The organism is Nitrobacter sp. MLSD-S21, assembly GCF_058809865.1.
Window position 1 is genome coordinate 671,271 of sequence record NZ_JBXASZ010000002.1, and the last position, 17,584, is coordinate 688,854.

The following is a 17,584-nucleotide window of genomic DNA, read 5'->3' on the forward strand; positions in this document are numbered from 1 at the left end:
CCGGCTGGCCGTAAGCCTCCTGGAAACCATGGAACGGCGCTTCCACTGATCGTCATGTCAATCCCTTGCATCGTCTGCGCGGTCACTCGCGTCGGACCGATTTGGAGCGCCTTATGAAGATATTCACCCATTCATTGTTCTCGGCATTGCTGGTCGGTGCCCTCCTCGCCGTGCCGGCCACTGCCAAGGATGCCAAACCCTCGGCCATGGCGCCCGCCGCCGCACAGGACAAGACGCTGACCGTGTTCGCAGCCGCCTCGATGAAGAACGCGCTTGACGAGGTCGACAACGCCTACACCGCGAAGTCCGGCGTAAAGATCGTTGCGAGCTATGCGGCGAGTTCGGCGCTTGCCAAGCAGATCGAACAGGGTGCGCCGGCCGATGTTTTCATGTCCGCCGATACAACGTGGATGGACTACGTGAAGGACAAGAAGTCCATCAACGAGCCGACGCGCGTCGACCTGCTCGGCAACAGCATCGTGCTGATCGCGCCGAAGGATTCGAAGATCGACAAAGTCACCATCGACCAGGGCTTTGATCTTGCCCAGCTCGCAGGCGACGGCAAGATCACGACCGGCGATGTCAAATCCGTACCCGTCGGCAAATATGCCAAGGCGGCACTGGAAAAACTCGGCGCATGGGCCGCGGTAGAACCGAAAATGGCGATGGCGGAGAACGTTCGCGCAGCGCTGGCGCTAGTGGCGCGAAACGAAGCCGTGCTCGGCATCGTCTATTCAACCGACGCCAAGGTCGAACCCGGCGTGAAGATCGTCGCCACATTCCCGACGAACTCGCATCCGCCGATCGTCTATCCGGTCGCGGCGACCTCCACCGCTCATAAGGACGCAGCGGATTATCTTGCCTTCCTGCGCAGTTCGGAAGCCAAGGCGATCTTCGAGAAATACGGCTTCTCGTTCCTGGTCAGCCCGACAACCTAAAACTGAATACAACCTAAAACTGAATAATGTCGCCATCGCCCTCCCTCCCCCGCTTGCGGGGGAGGGTTAGGGTGGAGGAATGCTTCGTCGCAGTCAGACTGATATTTTTTGAAGCGCGATCGTATGCAAAACCGGAATCCACTTTGCTGATCGCGCTCCAGGCATCGTCCTTGAGCCAAAAGAAAAATTGGAAACCAATTTTAGTTCGACCTCGTTATGACAAACACATTACCGAGACCTCATGTTTGATATCTCGCCAACCGAATGGATAGCGATCCTGCTTTCGCTCAAGGTCTCGGTGGTCGCGACGCTGTTCGCGACACCGATCGGCATCGGATTGGCGTGGGCGCTGGCGCGGTATGAGTTCTGGGGCAAATCGATTATCGACGCCGCCATTCATTTGCCACTGGTGCTGCCTCCTGTCGTGACCGGCTATCTGCTGCTTCTGACCTTCGGCAGGCGCGGGCTGGTCGGCGAATGGCTTGCCGATCACCTCGGGATCGTTTTCGCATTTCGCTGGACCGGCGCAGCGCTTGCCTGCGGCGTGATGTCGTTCCCGCTGCTGGTACGGCCGATCCGGCTGTCGATCGAAGCTGTCGACCGGCGGCTGGAACAGGCCGCGAGCACGCTCGGGGCTTCGACATGGCAGGTCTTCGCCACCGTGACGCTGCCGCTGGCGTTGCCGGGCATTCTGGCCGGCATGGTGCTCGGCTTTGCAAAAGCGATCGGCGAATTCGGCGCGACCATCACATTCGTCTCCAATATTCCCGGTGAAACCCAGACCATTTCCGCGGCGATCTATTCGCTGATCCAGACGCCGGATGGGGATACGGCAGCGCTACGGCTGGTCGTCGTGTCGATTGCCCTGTCGATGGCGGCGCTGGTCGCCTCTGAGCTGTTCGCACGGCGCGCGACACGTCGGCTGCACGGAAACTGATCATGCTGGGTGTCAAGGTGTCGAAACGGCTTGGCAGTTTCTCGGTCGATGTCGCATTTGCGAGCGAAGGCCGCGTCACCGGCCTTTTCGGGGCATCAGGCTCAGGCAAGACATCGCTGATCAACATGATCGCGGGGTTGCAGACACCGGATCGCGGCGTGATCTCCGTCGACGGCGACGTGCTTGACGATACCGACCAACAGCTTCATCTCGCCGTGCATCGCCGGCGCATCGGCTATGTCTTCCAGGATGCGCGGCTTTTTCCGCATCTCGATGTGCGCAGGAACCTCGACTACGGGCGCCGGATGAACCACCTCACCCGCGACACCGCGCAAGAAGCCCGGCTGAACGAAATGCTCAATATCGGTCATTTGCTGGATCGCCGGCCCGGCCAGCTCTCCGGCGGCGAGCGCCAGCGAGTGGCGCTCGGCCGGGCGCTGCTGACACGGCCCCGCCTCCTGCTGATGGACGAACCGATGGGAGCACTGGATGAGGATCGCAAGGCGGAGATCCTGCCCTACCTGATCCGGCTGCGCGACGAAACCGGCGTGCCGATGGTCTACGTCACCCACGATCCGGATGAATTGCGCCAGCTCGCTTCGCAAGTCGTGATTCTGAAGCGCGGACGCGTCGCCGCCTTCGGCGGCCCCGAGGTCCTGCCCGCCTAGCGCGTATTCCGCAAAATTGCGGTACCGGTTCTGCGATGTGAATGCACGCTAGTTATTGATTGAGAGCATTTTCGGTCAAGTCCCTGCAACCGACGACCAGGCCTTTGCCGCCTTCTGCCTGAACGCGCCCATTCTGGTCAGCGGCGGCAGCTTCTCCTCGTCTTCGGGTAAACGAAGTCCGACTGCGTTGACGCGGCCTTCGCTGATATTGCGTGCGACGAGAACGATGGTGTCAAGCGGCAGGACCGCACCTTCTTTCGGTGCGTGGTCGAGATGAACATCGAAGTAATCCGCCAGCGTTAACTGCCCGGCGGTCGGATCGACGGAAATGCCATAGATCTGCGCGATATCGCCAAGGGTGATTTCGCCCGAGACCAGGAAATCGCCAAGCAGATGCGGGTCTGGTGACGCCATCGGCTGCATGTCCACAAAAAAGCGGTCGAGTGCCTCGGCCTTTTCCGGCGGCGCCAGCAGATAGAGGTAGTCTCCCGCTGTGATCGGATCGGCCTCGGCGGGTGTTAGAATTTTTTCATTGCGGATCACGAGCGTCGGCTTCGACCATGACGGAATCAGCCCGCGCCGAAGGAACAGGCTCATTGGTCGCACTGCATAGCCGACCAACTGCTGTTCGAGCTGTCCTGGCAAATCAAGTTCGACCCGACGTGGCCCGCGGTCGGCACGCGGCAGCGCCACATGCAGCAGCCGGGCAGCCGGAGCAAGCGTCCAGCCCTGCAGCAAAAGCGAGATAATCACCACGACGAATGCGACATCGAAGTACAGATACGCCTTCGACAGCCCGACCAGCATCGGAATCGAGGCAAGAAAGATTGCGACCGCGCCCCGCAGCCCGGTCCAGGCGATGAACAGCTTTTCCCGCCAATTGAAAGGAAATGGGGCGAGGCAGAGGAACACCGCGAGCGGCCGCGCCACCAGCATCAGCACGAGCGCGACCACCACCGCCGGCACGACGCTGTCCAGCAAGCGGTACGGCGAGACCAGCAAGCCGAGCAGCACGAACATCACGATCTGCGCCAGCCAGGTCGCGGCGTCGAGGAACGTCACCACGGAGTTATGGGCGCGGGTCGGACGGTTGCCGATGATAATTCCCGCGAGATAAACCGCGAGAAACCCGGACGCATGGGATATCTGCGCCACTCCGAAGATCACGAGCGCTGCGGTCGTGACGAACGGCGCATGCAGCTCCTGTGGAAGCGCCACCCGGTTAAGCGCCACCACCACGAGCCGCCCACCGATCACACCGACAATGCCGCCAAGCATGGACTCCCGGAGGAACTCAAGCACCACATGCCAGATCGAGCTGTCGCCGACCGAGATCAGCTCGACCAACATCAACGTAAGAAACACCGCGAAGGGATCGTTGGTGCCAGACTCCGCCTCCAGCGTCGCACCGACGCGCGGACGCAGCCGTAGCCCTTGCGCGTGGACCAGCAAAAATACCGCGGCCGCGTCAGTGGAGGCGACGACCGCGCCGATCAGCAGCGCCTCGGTCCAGTTGAGATCGAGCGCATATTTGGCGACTGGCGCCGTGACCAGCGCGGTCAACAGCACGCCGAGAGTAGCGAGCACCATCGAGGGCGCCAGGACCGTGCGGATGCTCTGGAACCGCGTCTTCAGACCGCCGTCGAACAGAATCAGCGCCAGTGCGGCCGACCCGACAAGGTAGGTGTTTTGGACATCGCTGAACGTCAGGCCCCCAGGCCCGGAATCACCTGCCAACATGCCGATGAACAGAAAGACGAGCAGCAAGGGGGCGCCAAACCGCAACGCCAACAGGCTCGACAGAATTCCGGCCATGACCAGAATCGCGCCGAGCAGGATGGCCAGACTGACCGAATCCAGAGATGCCATCAGACGTCCGCAGCGGTAAACACTAGCATTTTCATCCTTATCGCCGCCGCCGCGGCGCGCCAATCGATTTCTGCCGATCGGCGTCGTTTGTGCTTAAGCGCGCGCAATGCGCCAGCACCGCATGATCGAGCTGATCTGCTCGGTTTCGGTCACCGAACCCTGACGGCGTCACCACGACCGGCCAAGAGCCCGGCCGCGGCGAACCGAAGTGAACCCCTAATAGCGCCGCATTAGAGGCTTCAGCTTGCGCTGGCAGCGCCATCCATTAGATTAGGAGGCAACAACTCCTTTCATCCGGACTCAGATCACCTGATGAGCTACGTCGAAGCCTCCGAAACCCCCCTGCGAAAGACCGGACAGATTAAACTGCACGGCCCGAGCGGATTCGCCGGGATGCGCAAGGCCGGTGCTCTGACGGCACGCTGTCTCGACGAACTCGCCGATCTCGTGAAGCCTGGCATCCCCACCTCGCAGATTGACGATTTTGTCCGTGAATTCGCCTTCAGCCACGGCGCCTACCCGGCAACGCTGATGTATCGCGGCTATCGCTACTCGACTTGCACGTCGGTCAATCACGTGGTCTGTCACGGGATGCCCGGCGATCGCATCCTGAGAGAGGGCGATATCGTCAACGTGGACGTAACTTTTATCGTTGATAGCTGGTACGGCGATTCCAGTCGCATGTACTCGGTTGGTCCGATTGCACGCAAGGCCGAACGGCTGATCGAGATAACCTATGAAGCGATGATGCGTGGCATCGCGGCGGTCAAGCCCGGCGCGACGACCGGCGACATCGGTCACGCCATCCAGAGCTTCGTCGAACCCCAAGGCATGAGCGTTGTCCGCGATTTCTGCGGCCACGGACTCGGCCGCATATTCCACGACGAACCGAACATCATCCATGTCGGCCGGCCCGGCGAGGGCGTACGGCTCAGGCCCGGAATGTTCTTTACCATCGAGCCGATGATTAACCTGGGCAAACCGCACGTGAAAATCCTGTCGGACGGCTGGACCGCCGTAACCCGCGATCGCTCGCTGTCGGCGCAGTTCGAGCATTCGGTCGGCGTGACCCAGACAGGAGTTGAGATCTTCACGCTGTCGCCAGGTAAACTCGACAAGCCGGCCTGCGGGGGCTGAACCTCGGGTCCGGAATCAGATCGCGTTGGATCGCGCACGCTTTCGCAGCTCGCATTCCCGAATTGGGGTTGCAAATACCGCGAGCCACGGCAAGGTTGCGGAAACCCGTGGAGTGAATTTGACATTCGCGCCCCCTGGCGGCGTACCCCGAACGCGAATGTCGCATTCAAAACTTCACTAGCAACTTATATTGCTAGTGGTCCTTCGATTCTAACATTCGCAAGAAGGCTCGCTGAAACAGGACACGAATGTTAGAATCGGACCACTAGGACTGGTTCGCTCCATCCATGCCCGCAAACGCCGACAACCCCGCAGGATTTGCCGAAGCGCCGCACTATCACGGCCATCGCGAACGATTGCGCGAGCGCTTCCGCGACGCCGGGCCGGACGCGCTCAGCGATTACGAACTGCTCGAAATGGTGCTGTTTCGCGCGTTGCCCCGCCGCGACGTCAAACCACTGGCCAAGTCCCTGATTGGCAGATTCGGATCGTTCGCCGAGGTGGTTCATGCGCCCGACGCCCGGCTTCGTGAGATCAGCGGTCTTGGTGAGTCGGCGATCATCGAGCTCAAGCTGATCGCGGCAACTGCCAGCCGTGTGGCCAAAGGACAGCTGAAGCAGCGGACAGTGCTGTCGTCGTGGGCCGCGGTGATCGACTATTGCCGAACGTCGATGGCATTCGCCGACAAGGAACAATTCCGCATCCTGTTCCTCGACAAGCGCAACCAGCTTATCGCAGACGAGTTGCAACAGGTCGGCACCGTCGATCATACTCCGGTTTATCCTCGCGAAGTCGTCAAGCGTGCGCTCGAGCTATCCGCAACCTCGATCATCATGGTCCACAACCATCCATCAGGCGATCCGACACCGTCCCGTGCCGACATCCTGATGACGCAGAACATCATCGAGATCGCCAAGCCGCTCGGCATCTCCGTGCACGATCACATTATCGTCGGCAAGAACGGCCATGCTAGCCTGAAGGGGCTGCGGCTGATCTAACGCGATTAGGACACACCACTTGTGGGATGAAGTAAAGCCGGTTCAGAACACGGGAGAGTTCTAGCGTAGAAAAGCGTGCACATAGGCGGGGTGGCTTTGCGCCTCCGATTGTCAGATTACAGTTGCGCTGTCTGTAGGGCGCAGACTGTGGTGCTATCGATGCTGTAGTGCCTGCTGTCCGCCATGATCTCGGCAAGCGTTACTGCCACGGTTTCCTAGACCCCGGCTTCACTCCATCGCCGGAACCGGCGGTAGATGGTGTTCCAACTGCCGAATTTTGGCGAAACGTCTCGCCATGGCACTCCGCATCGAAGCCGCCAGAGGATGCTGTTGATGATTGAGCAGTTCTGTTCTGGCGGTCTGCCGCGACCGCGGTTCTCAGGCTCGATCGGCAATAAGTCCTTCAGAACGCGCCATTCCGCTTCGGTGAGATCACCCCGGCTCCAGCCTGCCTCCAAAAAGCAGCCTTGAATCAATCTCTCCTAACGGCGTCAACCGCGTTCTGAGTCGATGTCGCTTATTCTGCCAAAACAGCCCGGTTAATCGAATGCTGAATGAAAATGAGGGCACCGTGAAAGCAGCTTTTTGGCGCTTTGCGCACAGCCATTATCAGACGAAAAACCACTGCTTCTGGCCGAAGTACCCTTATTCGCGTGGTTCACCTTCTTCGCGCTGGTCTATGGCAGTGCCATGCTTGCCAGGTGGTTGCCGACCATGATTAAGACCGTGCTGGGCGTGATGCTCGTCGTCGGCCCATTAGCTCTTGCACTGCTGCGCAGACACATTCGCATCGAGGCCGCGAAAGGGCCTGACGCCCTCTATCGCAAACGCATCGCGGCTAATCGGTAACAACAAAGCGCGCGCCATATTGGCGAACTATTTGTCCACGCCGCCTAGTAAGTCGTGTTTGAGGATTTCTTCGCGTACCAGAAACGAATCTCATCCCCAGCCGGTCTGGTTCCTACATATACGGCTTTCACACCTGAACTGTCGCCGAAGCGACGGTCTTTGTACTTGCTCAACGTAACGTGGAACACGAGCTGACGATCGATTAGAGGTAATGCCCGGTCCAGCCAGTCTTGCGACGCCCATAAAATCTCACCATTTTCGTTTCGATGACTGCCCCGGTTGTCGTCCGGGTCAGGCATCCATTCCCCCCACACCTGACTCCGCATAGCCAGTTCGTTGTGAGAGGTTTTCCACTCCCGAAAATCCTTGTCCGGTATGAGCCCAAATGCCTTGAGAAGTTTGACGCCAAGACGTGGTCGCGACGCCACGCCGTCAGTCGCGATTTTCTCGCGTGAATCTACCCCAATGCTGTAATTTTCCAAAACCCACACAAATGGCTCAAAGGGCGATGCCTGTCTGTATGGGTCGTCAAAGCCGTCATGAAGAAACAGCGGTAGCCAGAGATCGTGGTCCGCTCTTCTAACGAATTTCTGGCAAAGTCCCACGATCCCACGGGGTTTTCCTAACGCCGTTTCAATACGAACATAAACTCCGTCCGGGGACTTCCACCGTCCATAAATCGGCAACATCGCGGATTCCGCAATATTCAAAATTCCTAAGCTCTCGAAAATCGCTGGAGTCAGAATTAGTGATTCGACATTCTTGACTCGTGGTCCCAACAGACTCTTCCCGCAAACCTCAGGCTCTTGATCTTTGTGATCGCTGAGCCAAGAACCATCTTTAAACGTAACGTCATAGTCGTTGAGCCACAGCTCAAAGGGCGACGCAGGATCTTCATCATAGCTTTGACGCGCCACCGGATGCGATTGCCGCAACGTAGTTGCTGCGCTTAGCAATGCGTGCTTTTGAACATGCTCACGATAATATTCGTATCTGTCAGTTCGTTCTTTTCGATAACGATCATGCCCAGGAAATGCATCCATATTTGTAGCGCTCGGCCAGATCCGCTGAATTTCATGAGCGATAGCATCGACGCATTGACCGTCTGAAATGTGAAATACTCTCGCAAGATGCGAAATCTCTGACTTGTTGAATTCATAATCGAAACTGAAACCAGATTTGGCAGGAACGTGCTTCGGCCAAGAGCCTTTAACAACTGCGATTCCCTTTGGATCGACTTCAACTTCTTGCGCTAAATTTGCGATTTCGGCTGCCTCGCAGCCAATATTTCGCAAGCATCGCAGGATGTGTCGCTTATTAAGGATGTGAACGTCATTTCGCGCAGCCAGCTGGAAAAGTCGGGGTTTCAACGGGGCCAGCTTTGCCCCGTGAATCAATGCGGCACGGGCCAGCCCCATCAGAAGCCATTGCTGTGAATTCTGAAATGAGAGGTTATAGCTTTCTGTTTTGAGTGCCGGCACCTCTCTGCGATCGAACTGCGCGAGAAGTGCATTCAAATCGTCGATTAAACCCAATGAAACAAAGAGCGGCAATGCGCGCGCAATGCTCCACTTTATGTAAGCATCGTCATCCCCTAAAAGGTGCCAGATTATTCCGACGAGAAGCTCTCGCTCATCTGAAATTTTGAAATCGGGCTTGTACGCACCTTCTCCAATCTGATCGGCCAAGCCTGCGGCCGGCCCAGACAGAAAGTTTTCGAGGGCATCGCGCGAAGCGCTATGCGACGTTTGGTGAGACAGTACCGTGGCAAGCTGCAACCACTGCTCACCATTCAATTCCACTCGTTCAGTCGAAATTGTATCTAGGACGTGGTTCAAGACGAAGCTTTCGTCACCACAAAGATCGCTGAGTTGCTTTATCTCGCGGCTCACACTGCCGTAAGAAATGCTGAAGAGTTCAGATCCTTTCGATTTGAATAAGTGTGAAACAACGTTTTTTTTCTCTGCCGCAATATGTGCTGATGAACCAGACCATTCCGAAACACAATCTTGAATGTGATCGATAGCTTGGTCGAACGAGACGTTATTGGCCTCAGCCAAAGCAAGCAAGTGATCGAGCCGTTTCGCGTAGGGGCAAGCCCGCACGAATTGTAGAGAAGAAGTCCCGTCTCACATAAAATGGAAGTGACTTAACGGCATCTATTTCGTTGAGCGCCTCGTCAATGGACGCCGCTGATCCTGGGTCACACTTAGAGACCAGAGCTTTGACAAAAGCGTCTGGGTCTTGTTCTTTTTTCTTGCTTTCAATGCTCGCAGGCGAACTCGGTCCTGATGACGAGCGCGAATTATACTCGTGCCTTTTCCGTTCTGCCTCCTCAAGTAATTGCTTTGCCGTGCTGACATCGCCGTCGCCCACGACGGCTGGATTTTTTTCGGCAACATTCAATATGCCTTGCCAGACAGAGGACCAGCCGCCATCCGAGTGCTCGGCAATCAATTTTCCAAATACAGCCTCGAATATTGTCCTTTTCTCACCGACGTTGCGCGCTTGTGGAAGAATCGATAATAGTCCGTCACCAACGCTCCACTCGTGCCAGCATGGTCTTTGCAAATGCCCAACAGCACCGCAGCGCGTAACGGCGAAAGATGCTTCTCGGCAGAAAGATATGAAGCGAGCTGAGGCAGTCCGAGAGAATAGCTCGCAACGTCTTCGTCATTCCACCGTATAAGCTTGGTTGCGGCTGTCGTTCCTACGGATTTAGCGCAAGCTATGCCGAAAAGATTCCAGCCAAACTTATGTGAATCATGAGCAAAAATAGTCTGGCATAGGTTCATCAGCCTATGCCCCAACTCGGGCCGGATGCACCCGCCAGGTTGGCCCGCTGCGTAATGCAGTATCGCGTAAATCAAGTCGTAATCGCCGCTGCCGAGCTTATCCAGTTCCGCCAATCCGTTGCGATAATATAGGCGCGCTTCGGGAACGCTCATTTCCAGCAATGCTTCGGCCAAAGAAGCGTAATCGTCGCCACGCTGATCGGTCTGATCGTCTTTGCGAATCTCATCGACCATCGATTGCGCAAACGCACCGGCGCGAGAGTGAAGATGACCTTTTGCTGCTAGCAACGAGAGCACATACGCTTTCTCGCTCAGCAAAAAACGTGGCCGAGAGATCACATCAATAACCGCGACCGCATCGCTGTCTGAAATAGCCGGTGCGTGTTGAAGAAGCAGTCTTGCAAATCCAAGCCCCACGGTCTTGGCAAGCATCTTTTCAGGCTCTTCGAACCCGCGCGTCACCGTCTTTGATACAAAGGAGGCCCAATTACCGAGAAACGCGCTCACGCCCTTATCAGCGACGCGAGCACACATGCTGGCCTGAATTGGCTCAATAATTTTCAGAACCGTCTCGATCCCGACGGCAATTTCCTTACATTCACGGCTATCAAAGCGGCCTTCAGGTTTCGTCCCGCTTTTTGCCTTTTTTTGGCCTTTACGGCGGACAGCGGGTAAAGCGGCCAGAAATGACTTAACCTCCTCCCGCTTTTTGAGAGCCCGCGCAGCAGCCGTGATCTTCACCCCTTGCGGAAGCAAATCATGAATTGCAACAGCGCGTTTTTTTGACCAAGCCGCTACGCATGTTTGAAGAAATGGAATCCACGCTCTCGATGGACCGTAACGTTCCCCGTAATCGTAAGCTGTGGGCCTGACTTGAGCGTCAGCATCCAGCAGCTTTTTCGCGGAGCTAGGGCCATCGTGTACGAGCGCCGCAAAAGCCGCTGAGACAAAGTCGCGGCCCGCATCATCACTCAAAGTAACGAGTTTTTCCGCCTTAAGTTTTGCTTCGGCGACTGAACGTGCCAGCAGTTTCCTTTCTTTTGAGGTCAGCGCTGTCTTGCTGCTCAAAAGCGTCGCTTTGAGCACGAAAGATTTACTCTTCGAGCTGGCCGCAAATGCTGCAAGCTCGGACAAGACGCTCAATCCCGTTGCGCACTCATATTGCCGGGCAAGTTTGACCGCTTGCCGCGCGACCGGAATTGCTAATCCCCGGCCCCATTGATGCAGATTTCCATCAACAGGTTTAAAATCTTTCTGAACGATCTTCAGAAATAGAATGGAAGCAAAGTCGTCGTGGGCTGGACCGGTCCTCTCGTGAGGAAGTTCGAGCTCATCTCTCTCTTTGCGCGCGTTCCAGTTTATCCAGTCGATCGCACGGCCACAGTGAATTTCAGCCTCTTCCATCTCATTCGAGAAAGCATGGGCGATTGTTAGCCGTGCATCACGAGCGCCGCGCCACCCGGATCGGTCGCTGAATAAGCGTCGATAGGCGTCCCGATCGCCCAGAGTCGCTGCCAATGCGGGCGACTTGCGTATGAACTCATCGCCACGACTGTTTGCCGCGACCACTTGAGCCAAACGCATGGTGATGCCGAGCGCATGGTCGAGATCGCCGTCTTTAACCGCCAATTTAAACGCGGCATTGAGTCGTGCTAGTGTCAAACGCCGCCGTCCGAAGTCCGACTGAATTAAAGTCGGAAACCGTGTCGAATCCGCCAAAGCATAAGCCCGAGCACCGTCCTTGATTGCTACCAAGAACCCAGGCAGAGCCTCCGCTGCATATTGCGACGATACCTGTGCGTCATGGAGACGCTGCGCTATGGCTTGTTGAGAAGCCGTGTCGTTAGAATACGTATCACGGACATAAGTTTCTGTTGGTTCGTCGCGGAAAATCGCGCCGTGCGTGGGAACGATCTCGAGCATCGGAGCCAGATCAGAAGCCGCGCTCATCACTTGCGATATCGACCACCCTAAGGCGGTTGCCAGTTCGTCCAAAGGCATGGGCGGCGGCAATAAAGAAATAGCGGAGAAAAACTCCCGAACATCCGAATCTAGCCACCCAGCGATTCGAAGATCGGAGAAGATCTTGTTGCACTTCTCCGAGATGAGTTGATCAACGGTGATTCGGTTTTGTCTGGATTTCCCGCTACGTTCGTAGCCCAAGTATCAACCAAATAAGCCAACACCCGCGCGTTGCCGCTAGATCGTGAAAACGCGGTCGCAAATTCAGCGCTCGTGATATTTTCGCGGCGGGAAGCCAGATATAATTCTGCTTCTTTCTGCGTAAACGGACGAAGCGGAAACGGTACAACTGTTGATCGATCGACAACGCGAGCCATTCGATGTGTGCGGGCCGTCAGAACAAGCTTTACTCCCTCGACGCTGTTTTCGCTGAGTGACGCCAGAAGAAGCCTTGGAAATGAATCGTCCTTACGGTCGTCAGCTTCGATTTGCGCATTGTCTGCCGCATCGATGATTATCATTACGCCCTTTCGCTTCGATTGGACTTTCAGCGTCTCAACGGCCTGAGTAAGGCGGCGGCGTAGTGCATTTATCAACGCAACGGATTCTGCGTCGCCAGGAAGCAACGGGTCGCACAGCCCTCTTGAAGCCAACTCATTGGCGATCTGTACGTATCCTACTCGCGGCAGATGCCGCTCTTGGTCCTGCGATCGATAAGCACCTCCGCCGAAGCAATCGAATACAATGACCTCGTACGCTTCAGATTGCGCGGCAGCGAGGCTGCCAATAAAGACTGTTTTACCAACACCGCCGTCGGCATGAATGAAGACTGGTTCGCTTGTCGTTGCGATCAAATGGCTCGCATCGTTCAATTGTTCGCGTGGGACAATGTCGCCCACATCAATGAAGCGAGTATCTGCCGGAAACAGATCTTCCTCTTCACAGCTCAAGGCGACGAGCACGTCTTCTCGTTTGATGAGGTTGTTGTTCTTGTTCTTCAGACCGGCCTTTTCGCGAACAACTTCGACCAGCTCAAAGAGTCGAGACTTGCTGCGCAGCTCATTTCCGGCTGACCAATCAGCCATGGCGCGTCTCAAGTTACTATTTAAAACTGGAAGCGTTTCCTCGGATGCGTGAAATTCGCAGCGGCTGAATAGCCGTTGTGCATCTACATTCTTCTTTGTGCAGAGGCCTTTCAGATAGTCATGTTGAGTTAGGGCTTCGCCTCCGGCAGGCGCTATACCCGATTTCAGGCCGCTAATCGCTGTCCATAGATCCGGCGAGAACTCCGCATTAGTGACAAACGCAAAGGTCAGTTTCTTGTCGATATCAGCCGACGGTATTGTCTTTTCATAGCCAACAATTGTGTCGGCAAACTTTTCGATTGTCTTACGAAGATACGACGCTGTCACTGCACCGGCTATTGTTCTGTATTTAAATTGCGCCGTCTGAACAGCTTCCGACGTGGCAAAGTTGTCGCCATCTCCGTAATAGAGAACGAGATCGGCCACGTCTTCGGCTTCCGCGCCGGGATCGGCTGTTTCGGTGTTCGAAAGTCCTTCAATGGCGATCGCTTTCAAGCGATCACTGGGGAAGACCAATTGCATCGCTCGCCGCGCTGCCCAGCGCTCATGGAACGTGTGTCCCGCGCGGGAGGCGCTCACGATACTTACGGTTGGACTTTTCGGAGCCTTTTTTGCCATGGTGAGAGCATAAAGAGTTTTGGAACGATCCCGAGCGCAAGTCCGGGGCCTTGCCCATCATCGTTCGCCCGAGCGCAATAAGCTGTTACACCATTATCCGACCGTAGGAGAATACGTGTCTACTCCTGCTTACCTCACCGTTGCTGAAGTCGTCGAACGCTACCGCGGCAAATAACCCCACTAGCACACTGCAACCAAGACGGCGATGCTGACTCCGACGGAGCTGGAGCACATTGATCTTTGGCATCACGCGTCCTCCAACCTGCGGAGACGAGCCTTGACCCCATTGCTGATGTTATCGGTGACTTCAGCGGGAAATGCTTTCGGGAGCGACGCGATGACCTGTTCGACTGCTGCTGACGCCTGTGTGCGCAGGTCACCGAAAATCGCGGTCACGAGTCCCGCGCCAATCCCTGCCTTGGCTGCGGTCTGGATAAAATGGCGGGGCATAACGCTGTCCACGACATAGTGGCGGCTTTCACCGACCGCCATGGCCAACTTCATCTTGTTACGCTTGATCTGGCCCGCGTCGAGACTGGGCTGCGCCGAGATCACATCGTAGAGCGGAGTCATGCGGAAGCGGCCGCCGGGAGAGAGAAAAACGCTGAAATTCTTGGCATGACCATCTGTGGCACCGAGCAGCCAGAAGGCCATCACGGCCTTCAGAAACGTCGCTTGATCCGCCTGCGGTTGATCGCTCCCCTTCAGCAGATTGAGGATAGCCGGAATGCCGGGGCCGCCATCGGATTCGTATTTCAAGGATGGCGGCACGGACAAGGCCTGGCAGCAATCCTCTTGCGGCAAACGCAGGAGACGGTTGTCGCTGGTCCAACGGCGATCGAACCGCTCGACCACGAGCACGCGGTTACCCTCAAACTCCTCAATCGCGACGGCGGCGCTCGGAAGTCCAAGAGCAGCCGCCAGCTTAAGGCAGAAGAACTCGTTTTCAACGCTGTAGGATAGATCGATGCCATTCGGCAGTCGGCCAATCTGCGGTTTGAGGATGTGCGTCGTGGCCGTAGTCGCCAGCGGCTTGTACCAACGCCCGTTCCAGAACAGCAGTGCGGTCTTTTCCTGGGCGCCGGCGATCGATATCCGAAAGTCCTCATCCTCGCCAAGTCCAAGGGGAGCGGATGCAAGGTCACCGAGAAGCCGGGCGATTCCCTTGTCGTCGATAGGTTTGCCGCCGACAGCGCCGGCGACGCCGGGTTCGATGCCGTCCGGCAGGAATTGCAATGCGCCGACGCAGTCCCGTCCGACAGCAGCGAGTAGGTCGTAAGCGTCTATGCCCTGAGCGTGAACTCGCTCCGCCATGCGGCGGCGGATGGGCATGCTATCCGGCAGGAGATTGTCGAAGACGGCGATGACAGGCGCACCGATATAGCGGTCCTCACGCAGAGGCAGAGATAGCGACACGGGCAGCGCATGCTCCCACGCAAGCCAGGACAGATCGTACTGAAAGTCGATTGCACCGCTGGATTGCCTGTTCAGCCGCCCGACGAGGCGGCCATTCAGGAAGACATTAAGCGGGATGTGCCGACGCGGGCGGGCCATCAGAAGATGTCCTCGATCTCGGCCGGCTTTGCCTTCGTCCTGGGACGGATAACAAACTCGAGGTCAAGCGCCGCGAGAATGTCGCAAAGCGTCCCGAGCTGGGTCCCGAGGGCGCCACTCTCGACGGCTGAGATGGTTGCCTGCCGTAGCTTTGTCTTGTCCCCGACGCCAGTCTGGTTCAGGCCGAGCTTGCGGCGCTGCCGGCGGATGGCATCTCCGATTTGCTTAGGCGTTCGGGCGATCTGGTCCACGGCGCACCTCTCTGAGCACGCTGTATACGCTCTAGAGGATAAATGTCAATATACGCTTCAGAGAATAAATACCTATATACGTCATAACGTATAACGCAGATAAATACCTCTTAGCGTATAATTCAGCACGCTCGCACTGGTCCGCGGGTTCTCAATTGAATATTCAGCGCGGCTTAATCACCTCTACCTGCCCCGGACCGGAGCACGGTATCGCGCGGGAGAATGATCCTCGCCAGCGAAGAGCGCGATCAGTCGGAAGCGGTCCAACTCCAGCCTTTAACGGCCATTGCTTCACCGATCCATGGCGCCACCACGCCCGGAGGTCCACTGCAATACCACAAGATGTAGTCACCCTCTTCACGTACCCAGGCGACAAGTGTGGCCGCTTCTCGAAAAGAGTAGGAAACAACGGCCCCATTCGATGCATGCCATCGAACGTTGGCCAACGCCGACCAGAGATCGACGCCACATGCACCATCGGCTCTCACCAGCTCTCCAATCGCGCGATCAATGGCGGCTTCAAATTCCTTGATCGGTCGCTTGGAGCGCTGGCTTGGAACGCCTGCAAAATCGCTTTTATCGAAGAACGGGAACATCCGCCTCCATGGTTCTCGTCTCTTTAGCTCCGCTGAAGAGGGGATGAAACAATTAAATTGAAGCGTGAGCAGCTGCACTCGACACTTCGCCAGCGGACAGTTCTTTCCAGTGAAATCGTAAAACCACCTGGTCGCAGGCCGTTCCGGCCCACGAAACAAAGGAGTTATCGATATGCAGCCACCCGTCATTCCGCCGCGTTATCTTCGTACCCGCGAGGCCGCAATGTTCCTCGGACTGTCGCCGCGAACACTAGAGAAGCATCGGACCTATGGAACAGGCCCGATCTACCGCAAGCTCGGCGGTCGGGTAGTGTATGCGCTCGCCGACCTGCAACAATGGGCGGATTCGGGGACAGTGAGTTCAACGTCCGATCCGAATAGCAAAACGGTCCGACCGGCTGCGCCACAGCATCAGGCAGCTCGCCGAAAGGCCTAAGCTCCGATCGGGCTCGCGGTCACTCCGTCGAGAAGCAGCCGCGAGCCTCGAGTCCGATGTCGGACTCCCCGATAACCGGCGTGATCACGGAATTGTCCAGCGCCAAGCGCAGCGAGGTCAATCCTGCTCATCCGCCTCATACACATTTGTGCAGCAGGCCGTTGCACAACTACTGGAGCTATGGAGAAATTGTGTCTGTTCCTGCCTATTTGACCCTAGAAGAGGTCGTCGAGCGTTATCGCAACCAGGTTAGCGAGGGTACGCTACGCAACTGGCGATCGAAGAGAATCGGTCCGTCATTCGTCAAAATTGGCAAAGCGATCCTATACCCGATCGAGGAGTTGGAGCGATGGGATCGTTCAAACCTGATTTCCTGTAAGCGCATATCAACTGCGTCCTTAGGCGCCAACGACACCGAGGGAGCGGTGGACTGAATGGACAGGGCTGGCCTTCGATTGACGATGGATGCGGTTTGCCATCGTCAATCAAGGTCAGCTCCTGTTCTGATCCGTGCTCGCCTAAAATGGGATAGACCGATGTGGAGTTCGTGCAGCAGCATGCGAATGCGGGCACTTGAGGGGTTGTCCGGGTTACACCGGGATTGTCCCGAATTGGCGCGAGTTACAGACACCAGATACCGGCACCACCTCATTTGCGCCGTTATATATCCTATTGAAATATAACAATTTTCTAAATTTCACAGGTTGGTCCATAACCATCCCTCCGGGGATCCGACGCCATCGCAAGCCGACATCCAAATGACCAAATCGATTATCGACATTTCGTCACCGCTCGGGATCTCCGTGCATGACCACATCATTGTCGGCAAGAACGGCCACGCCAGTCTGAAAGGGTTGCGGCTGATCTAGCGAAGAACGCCAAGCCGTGCGT

At 56.7% G+C, this 17,584-nt stretch carries 16 protein-coding genes and 2 pseudogenes; 9 read left to right on the forward strand and 9 right to left on the reverse strand.

What is annotated here, in order from left to right:
• Positions 1-113 precede the first annotated feature (113 nt).
• The 3 genes from modA (at position 114) to modC (ending at position 2,543) form a co-directional block, all read left to right on the forward strand.
• Positions 114-938, forward strand: coding sequence for a molybdate ABC transporter substrate-binding protein (modA, locus tag AC1RT6_RS09065; RefSeq protein WP_079445416.1), 825 nt, complete (start codon positions 114-116; stop codon positions 936-938).
• Between the two features lie 241 nt (positions 939-1,179).
• On the forward strand, positions 1,180-1,875 hold the full coding sequence (gene modB / locus AC1RT6_RS09070; protein ID WP_079445415.1) for a molybdate ABC transporter permease subunit: 696 nt from the start codon (positions 1,180-1,182) through the stop codon (positions 1,873-1,875).
• A 2-nt stretch (positions 1,876-1,877) separates the two neighbouring features.
• Positions 1,878-2,543, forward strand: coding sequence for a molybdenum ABC transporter ATP-binding protein (modC, locus tag AC1RT6_RS09075; RefSeq protein WP_079445414.1), 666 nt, complete (start codon positions 1,878-1,880; stop codon positions 2,541-2,543).
• 75 nt (positions 2,544-2,618) lie between these two features.
• Here the strand turns inward: modC and AC1RT6_RS09080 are convergent, their stop codons facing one another.
• Complete coding sequence (locus AC1RT6_RS09080; protein ID WP_493029459.1) at positions 2,619-4,412, reverse strand: potassium/proton antiporter; 1,794 nt, start codon at positions 4,410-4,412, stop codon at positions 2,619-2,621.
• Positions 4,413-4,724: 312 nt separating this feature from the next.
• Between AC1RT6_RS09080 and map the strand changes: the two genes are divergently transcribed.
• Both map and radC read left to right on the forward strand, forming a co-directional pair.
• On the forward strand, positions 4,725-5,549 hold the full coding sequence (map, locus tag AC1RT6_RS09085; RefSeq protein ID WP_079445412.1) for a type I methionyl aminopeptidase: 825 nt from the start codon (positions 4,725-4,727) through the stop codon (positions 5,547-5,549).
• Positions 5,550-5,836: 287 nt separating this feature from the next.
• Complete coding sequence (radC, locus tag AC1RT6_RS09090; protein WP_079445411.1) at positions 5,837-6,547, forward strand: RadC family protein; 711 nt, start codon at positions 5,837-5,839, stop codon at positions 6,545-6,547.
• Between the two features lie 137 nt (positions 6,548-6,684).
• Here radC and AC1RT6_RS09095 read toward each other — a convergent pair.
• Positions 6,685-7,005 (reverse strand): annotated as a pseudogene (locus AC1RT6_RS09095) (transposase); the annotation flags it as partial.
• 127 nt (positions 7,006-7,132) lie between these two features.
• Here AC1RT6_RS09095 and AC1RT6_RS09100 point away from each other — a divergent pair.
• Entirely contained in the window at positions 7,133-7,396 is a 264-nt protein-coding gene (locus tag AC1RT6_RS09100) for a hypothetical protein (RefSeq protein WP_079445410.1), read from the forward strand.
• Positions 7,397-7,440: 44 nt separating this feature from the next.
• Here AC1RT6_RS09100 and AC1RT6_RS09105 read toward each other — a convergent pair whose 3' ends face one another.
• From AC1RT6_RS09105 to AC1RT6_RS09135, 7 genes are all read right to left on the reverse strand, one after another.
• Entirely contained in the window at positions 7,441-9,465 is a 2,025-nt protein-coding gene (locus AC1RT6_RS09105; protein ID WP_472791184.1) for a hypothetical protein, read from the reverse strand.
• Positions 9,449-9,853 carry a hypothetical protein gene (locus tag AC1RT6_RS09110; protein ID WP_472791183.1) on the reverse strand — a complete coding sequence of 135 codons (405 nt, stop codon included), beginning with the start codon at positions 9,851-9,853 and terminating at the stop codon, positions 9,449-9,451. The genes AC1RT6_RS09105 and AC1RT6_RS09110 overlap by 17 nt, the downstream gene beginning before the upstream one ends.
• Entirely contained in the window at positions 9,850-12,354 is a 2,505-nt protein-coding gene (locus tag AC1RT6_RS09115) for a hypothetical protein (RefSeq protein ID WP_493029460.1), read from the reverse strand. The genes AC1RT6_RS09110 and AC1RT6_RS09115 overlap by 4 nt, the downstream gene beginning before the upstream one ends.
• A complete protein-coding gene (locus AC1RT6_RS09120; RefSeq protein WP_472791180.1) occupies positions 12,243-13,856 on the reverse strand; it encodes a hypothetical protein in 1,614 nt (537 codons plus the stop codon). Before AC1RT6_RS09120 ends, AC1RT6_RS09115 begins: the two co-directional genes overlap by 112 nt.
• 246 nt (positions 13,857-14,102) lie before the next feature.
• Complete coding sequence (locus AC1RT6_RS09125) at positions 14,103-15,410, reverse strand: type II toxin-antitoxin system HipA family toxin (RefSeq protein WP_493029461.1); 1,308 nt, start codon at positions 15,408-15,410, stop codon at positions 14,103-14,105.
• Positions 15,410-15,661, reverse strand: a complete 252-nt coding sequence (locus tag AC1RT6_RS09130) for a helix-turn-helix domain-containing protein (protein ID WP_079445391.1) — start codon at positions 15,659-15,661, stop codon at positions 15,410-15,412. The genes AC1RT6_RS09125 and AC1RT6_RS09130 overlap by 1 nt, the downstream gene beginning before the upstream one ends.
• Before the next feature lie 248 nt (positions 15,662-15,909).
• A complete protein-coding gene (locus AC1RT6_RS09135; protein WP_079445390.1) occupies positions 15,910-16,257 on the reverse strand; it encodes a hypothetical protein in 348 nt (115 codons plus the stop codon).
• Between the two features lie 172 nt (positions 16,258-16,429).
• Here AC1RT6_RS09135 and AC1RT6_RS09140 point away from each other — a divergent pair, with 172 nt between their 5' ends.
• The 3 genes and pseudogenes from AC1RT6_RS09140 to AC1RT6_RS09150 form a co-directional block, all read left to right on the forward strand.
• On the forward strand, positions 16,430-16,693 hold the full coding sequence (locus AC1RT6_RS09140) for a helix-turn-helix transcriptional regulator (protein ID WP_079445389.1): 264 nt from the start codon (positions 16,430-16,432) through the stop codon (positions 16,691-16,693).
• Positions 16,694-16,884: 191 nt separating this feature from the next.
• Positions 16,885-17,127: a helix-turn-helix domain-containing protein gene (locus AC1RT6_RS09145; protein WP_079445408.1), complete on the forward strand. Its 243-nt coding sequence runs from the start codon at positions 16,885-16,887 to the stop codon at positions 17,125-17,127.
• A gap of 270 nt (positions 17,128-17,397) precedes the next feature.
• Positions 17,398-17,562, forward strand: a pseudogene (locus tag AC1RT6_RS09150) (JAB domain-containing protein); the annotation flags it as partial.
• Positions 17,563-17,584: the final 22 nt, after the last annotated feature.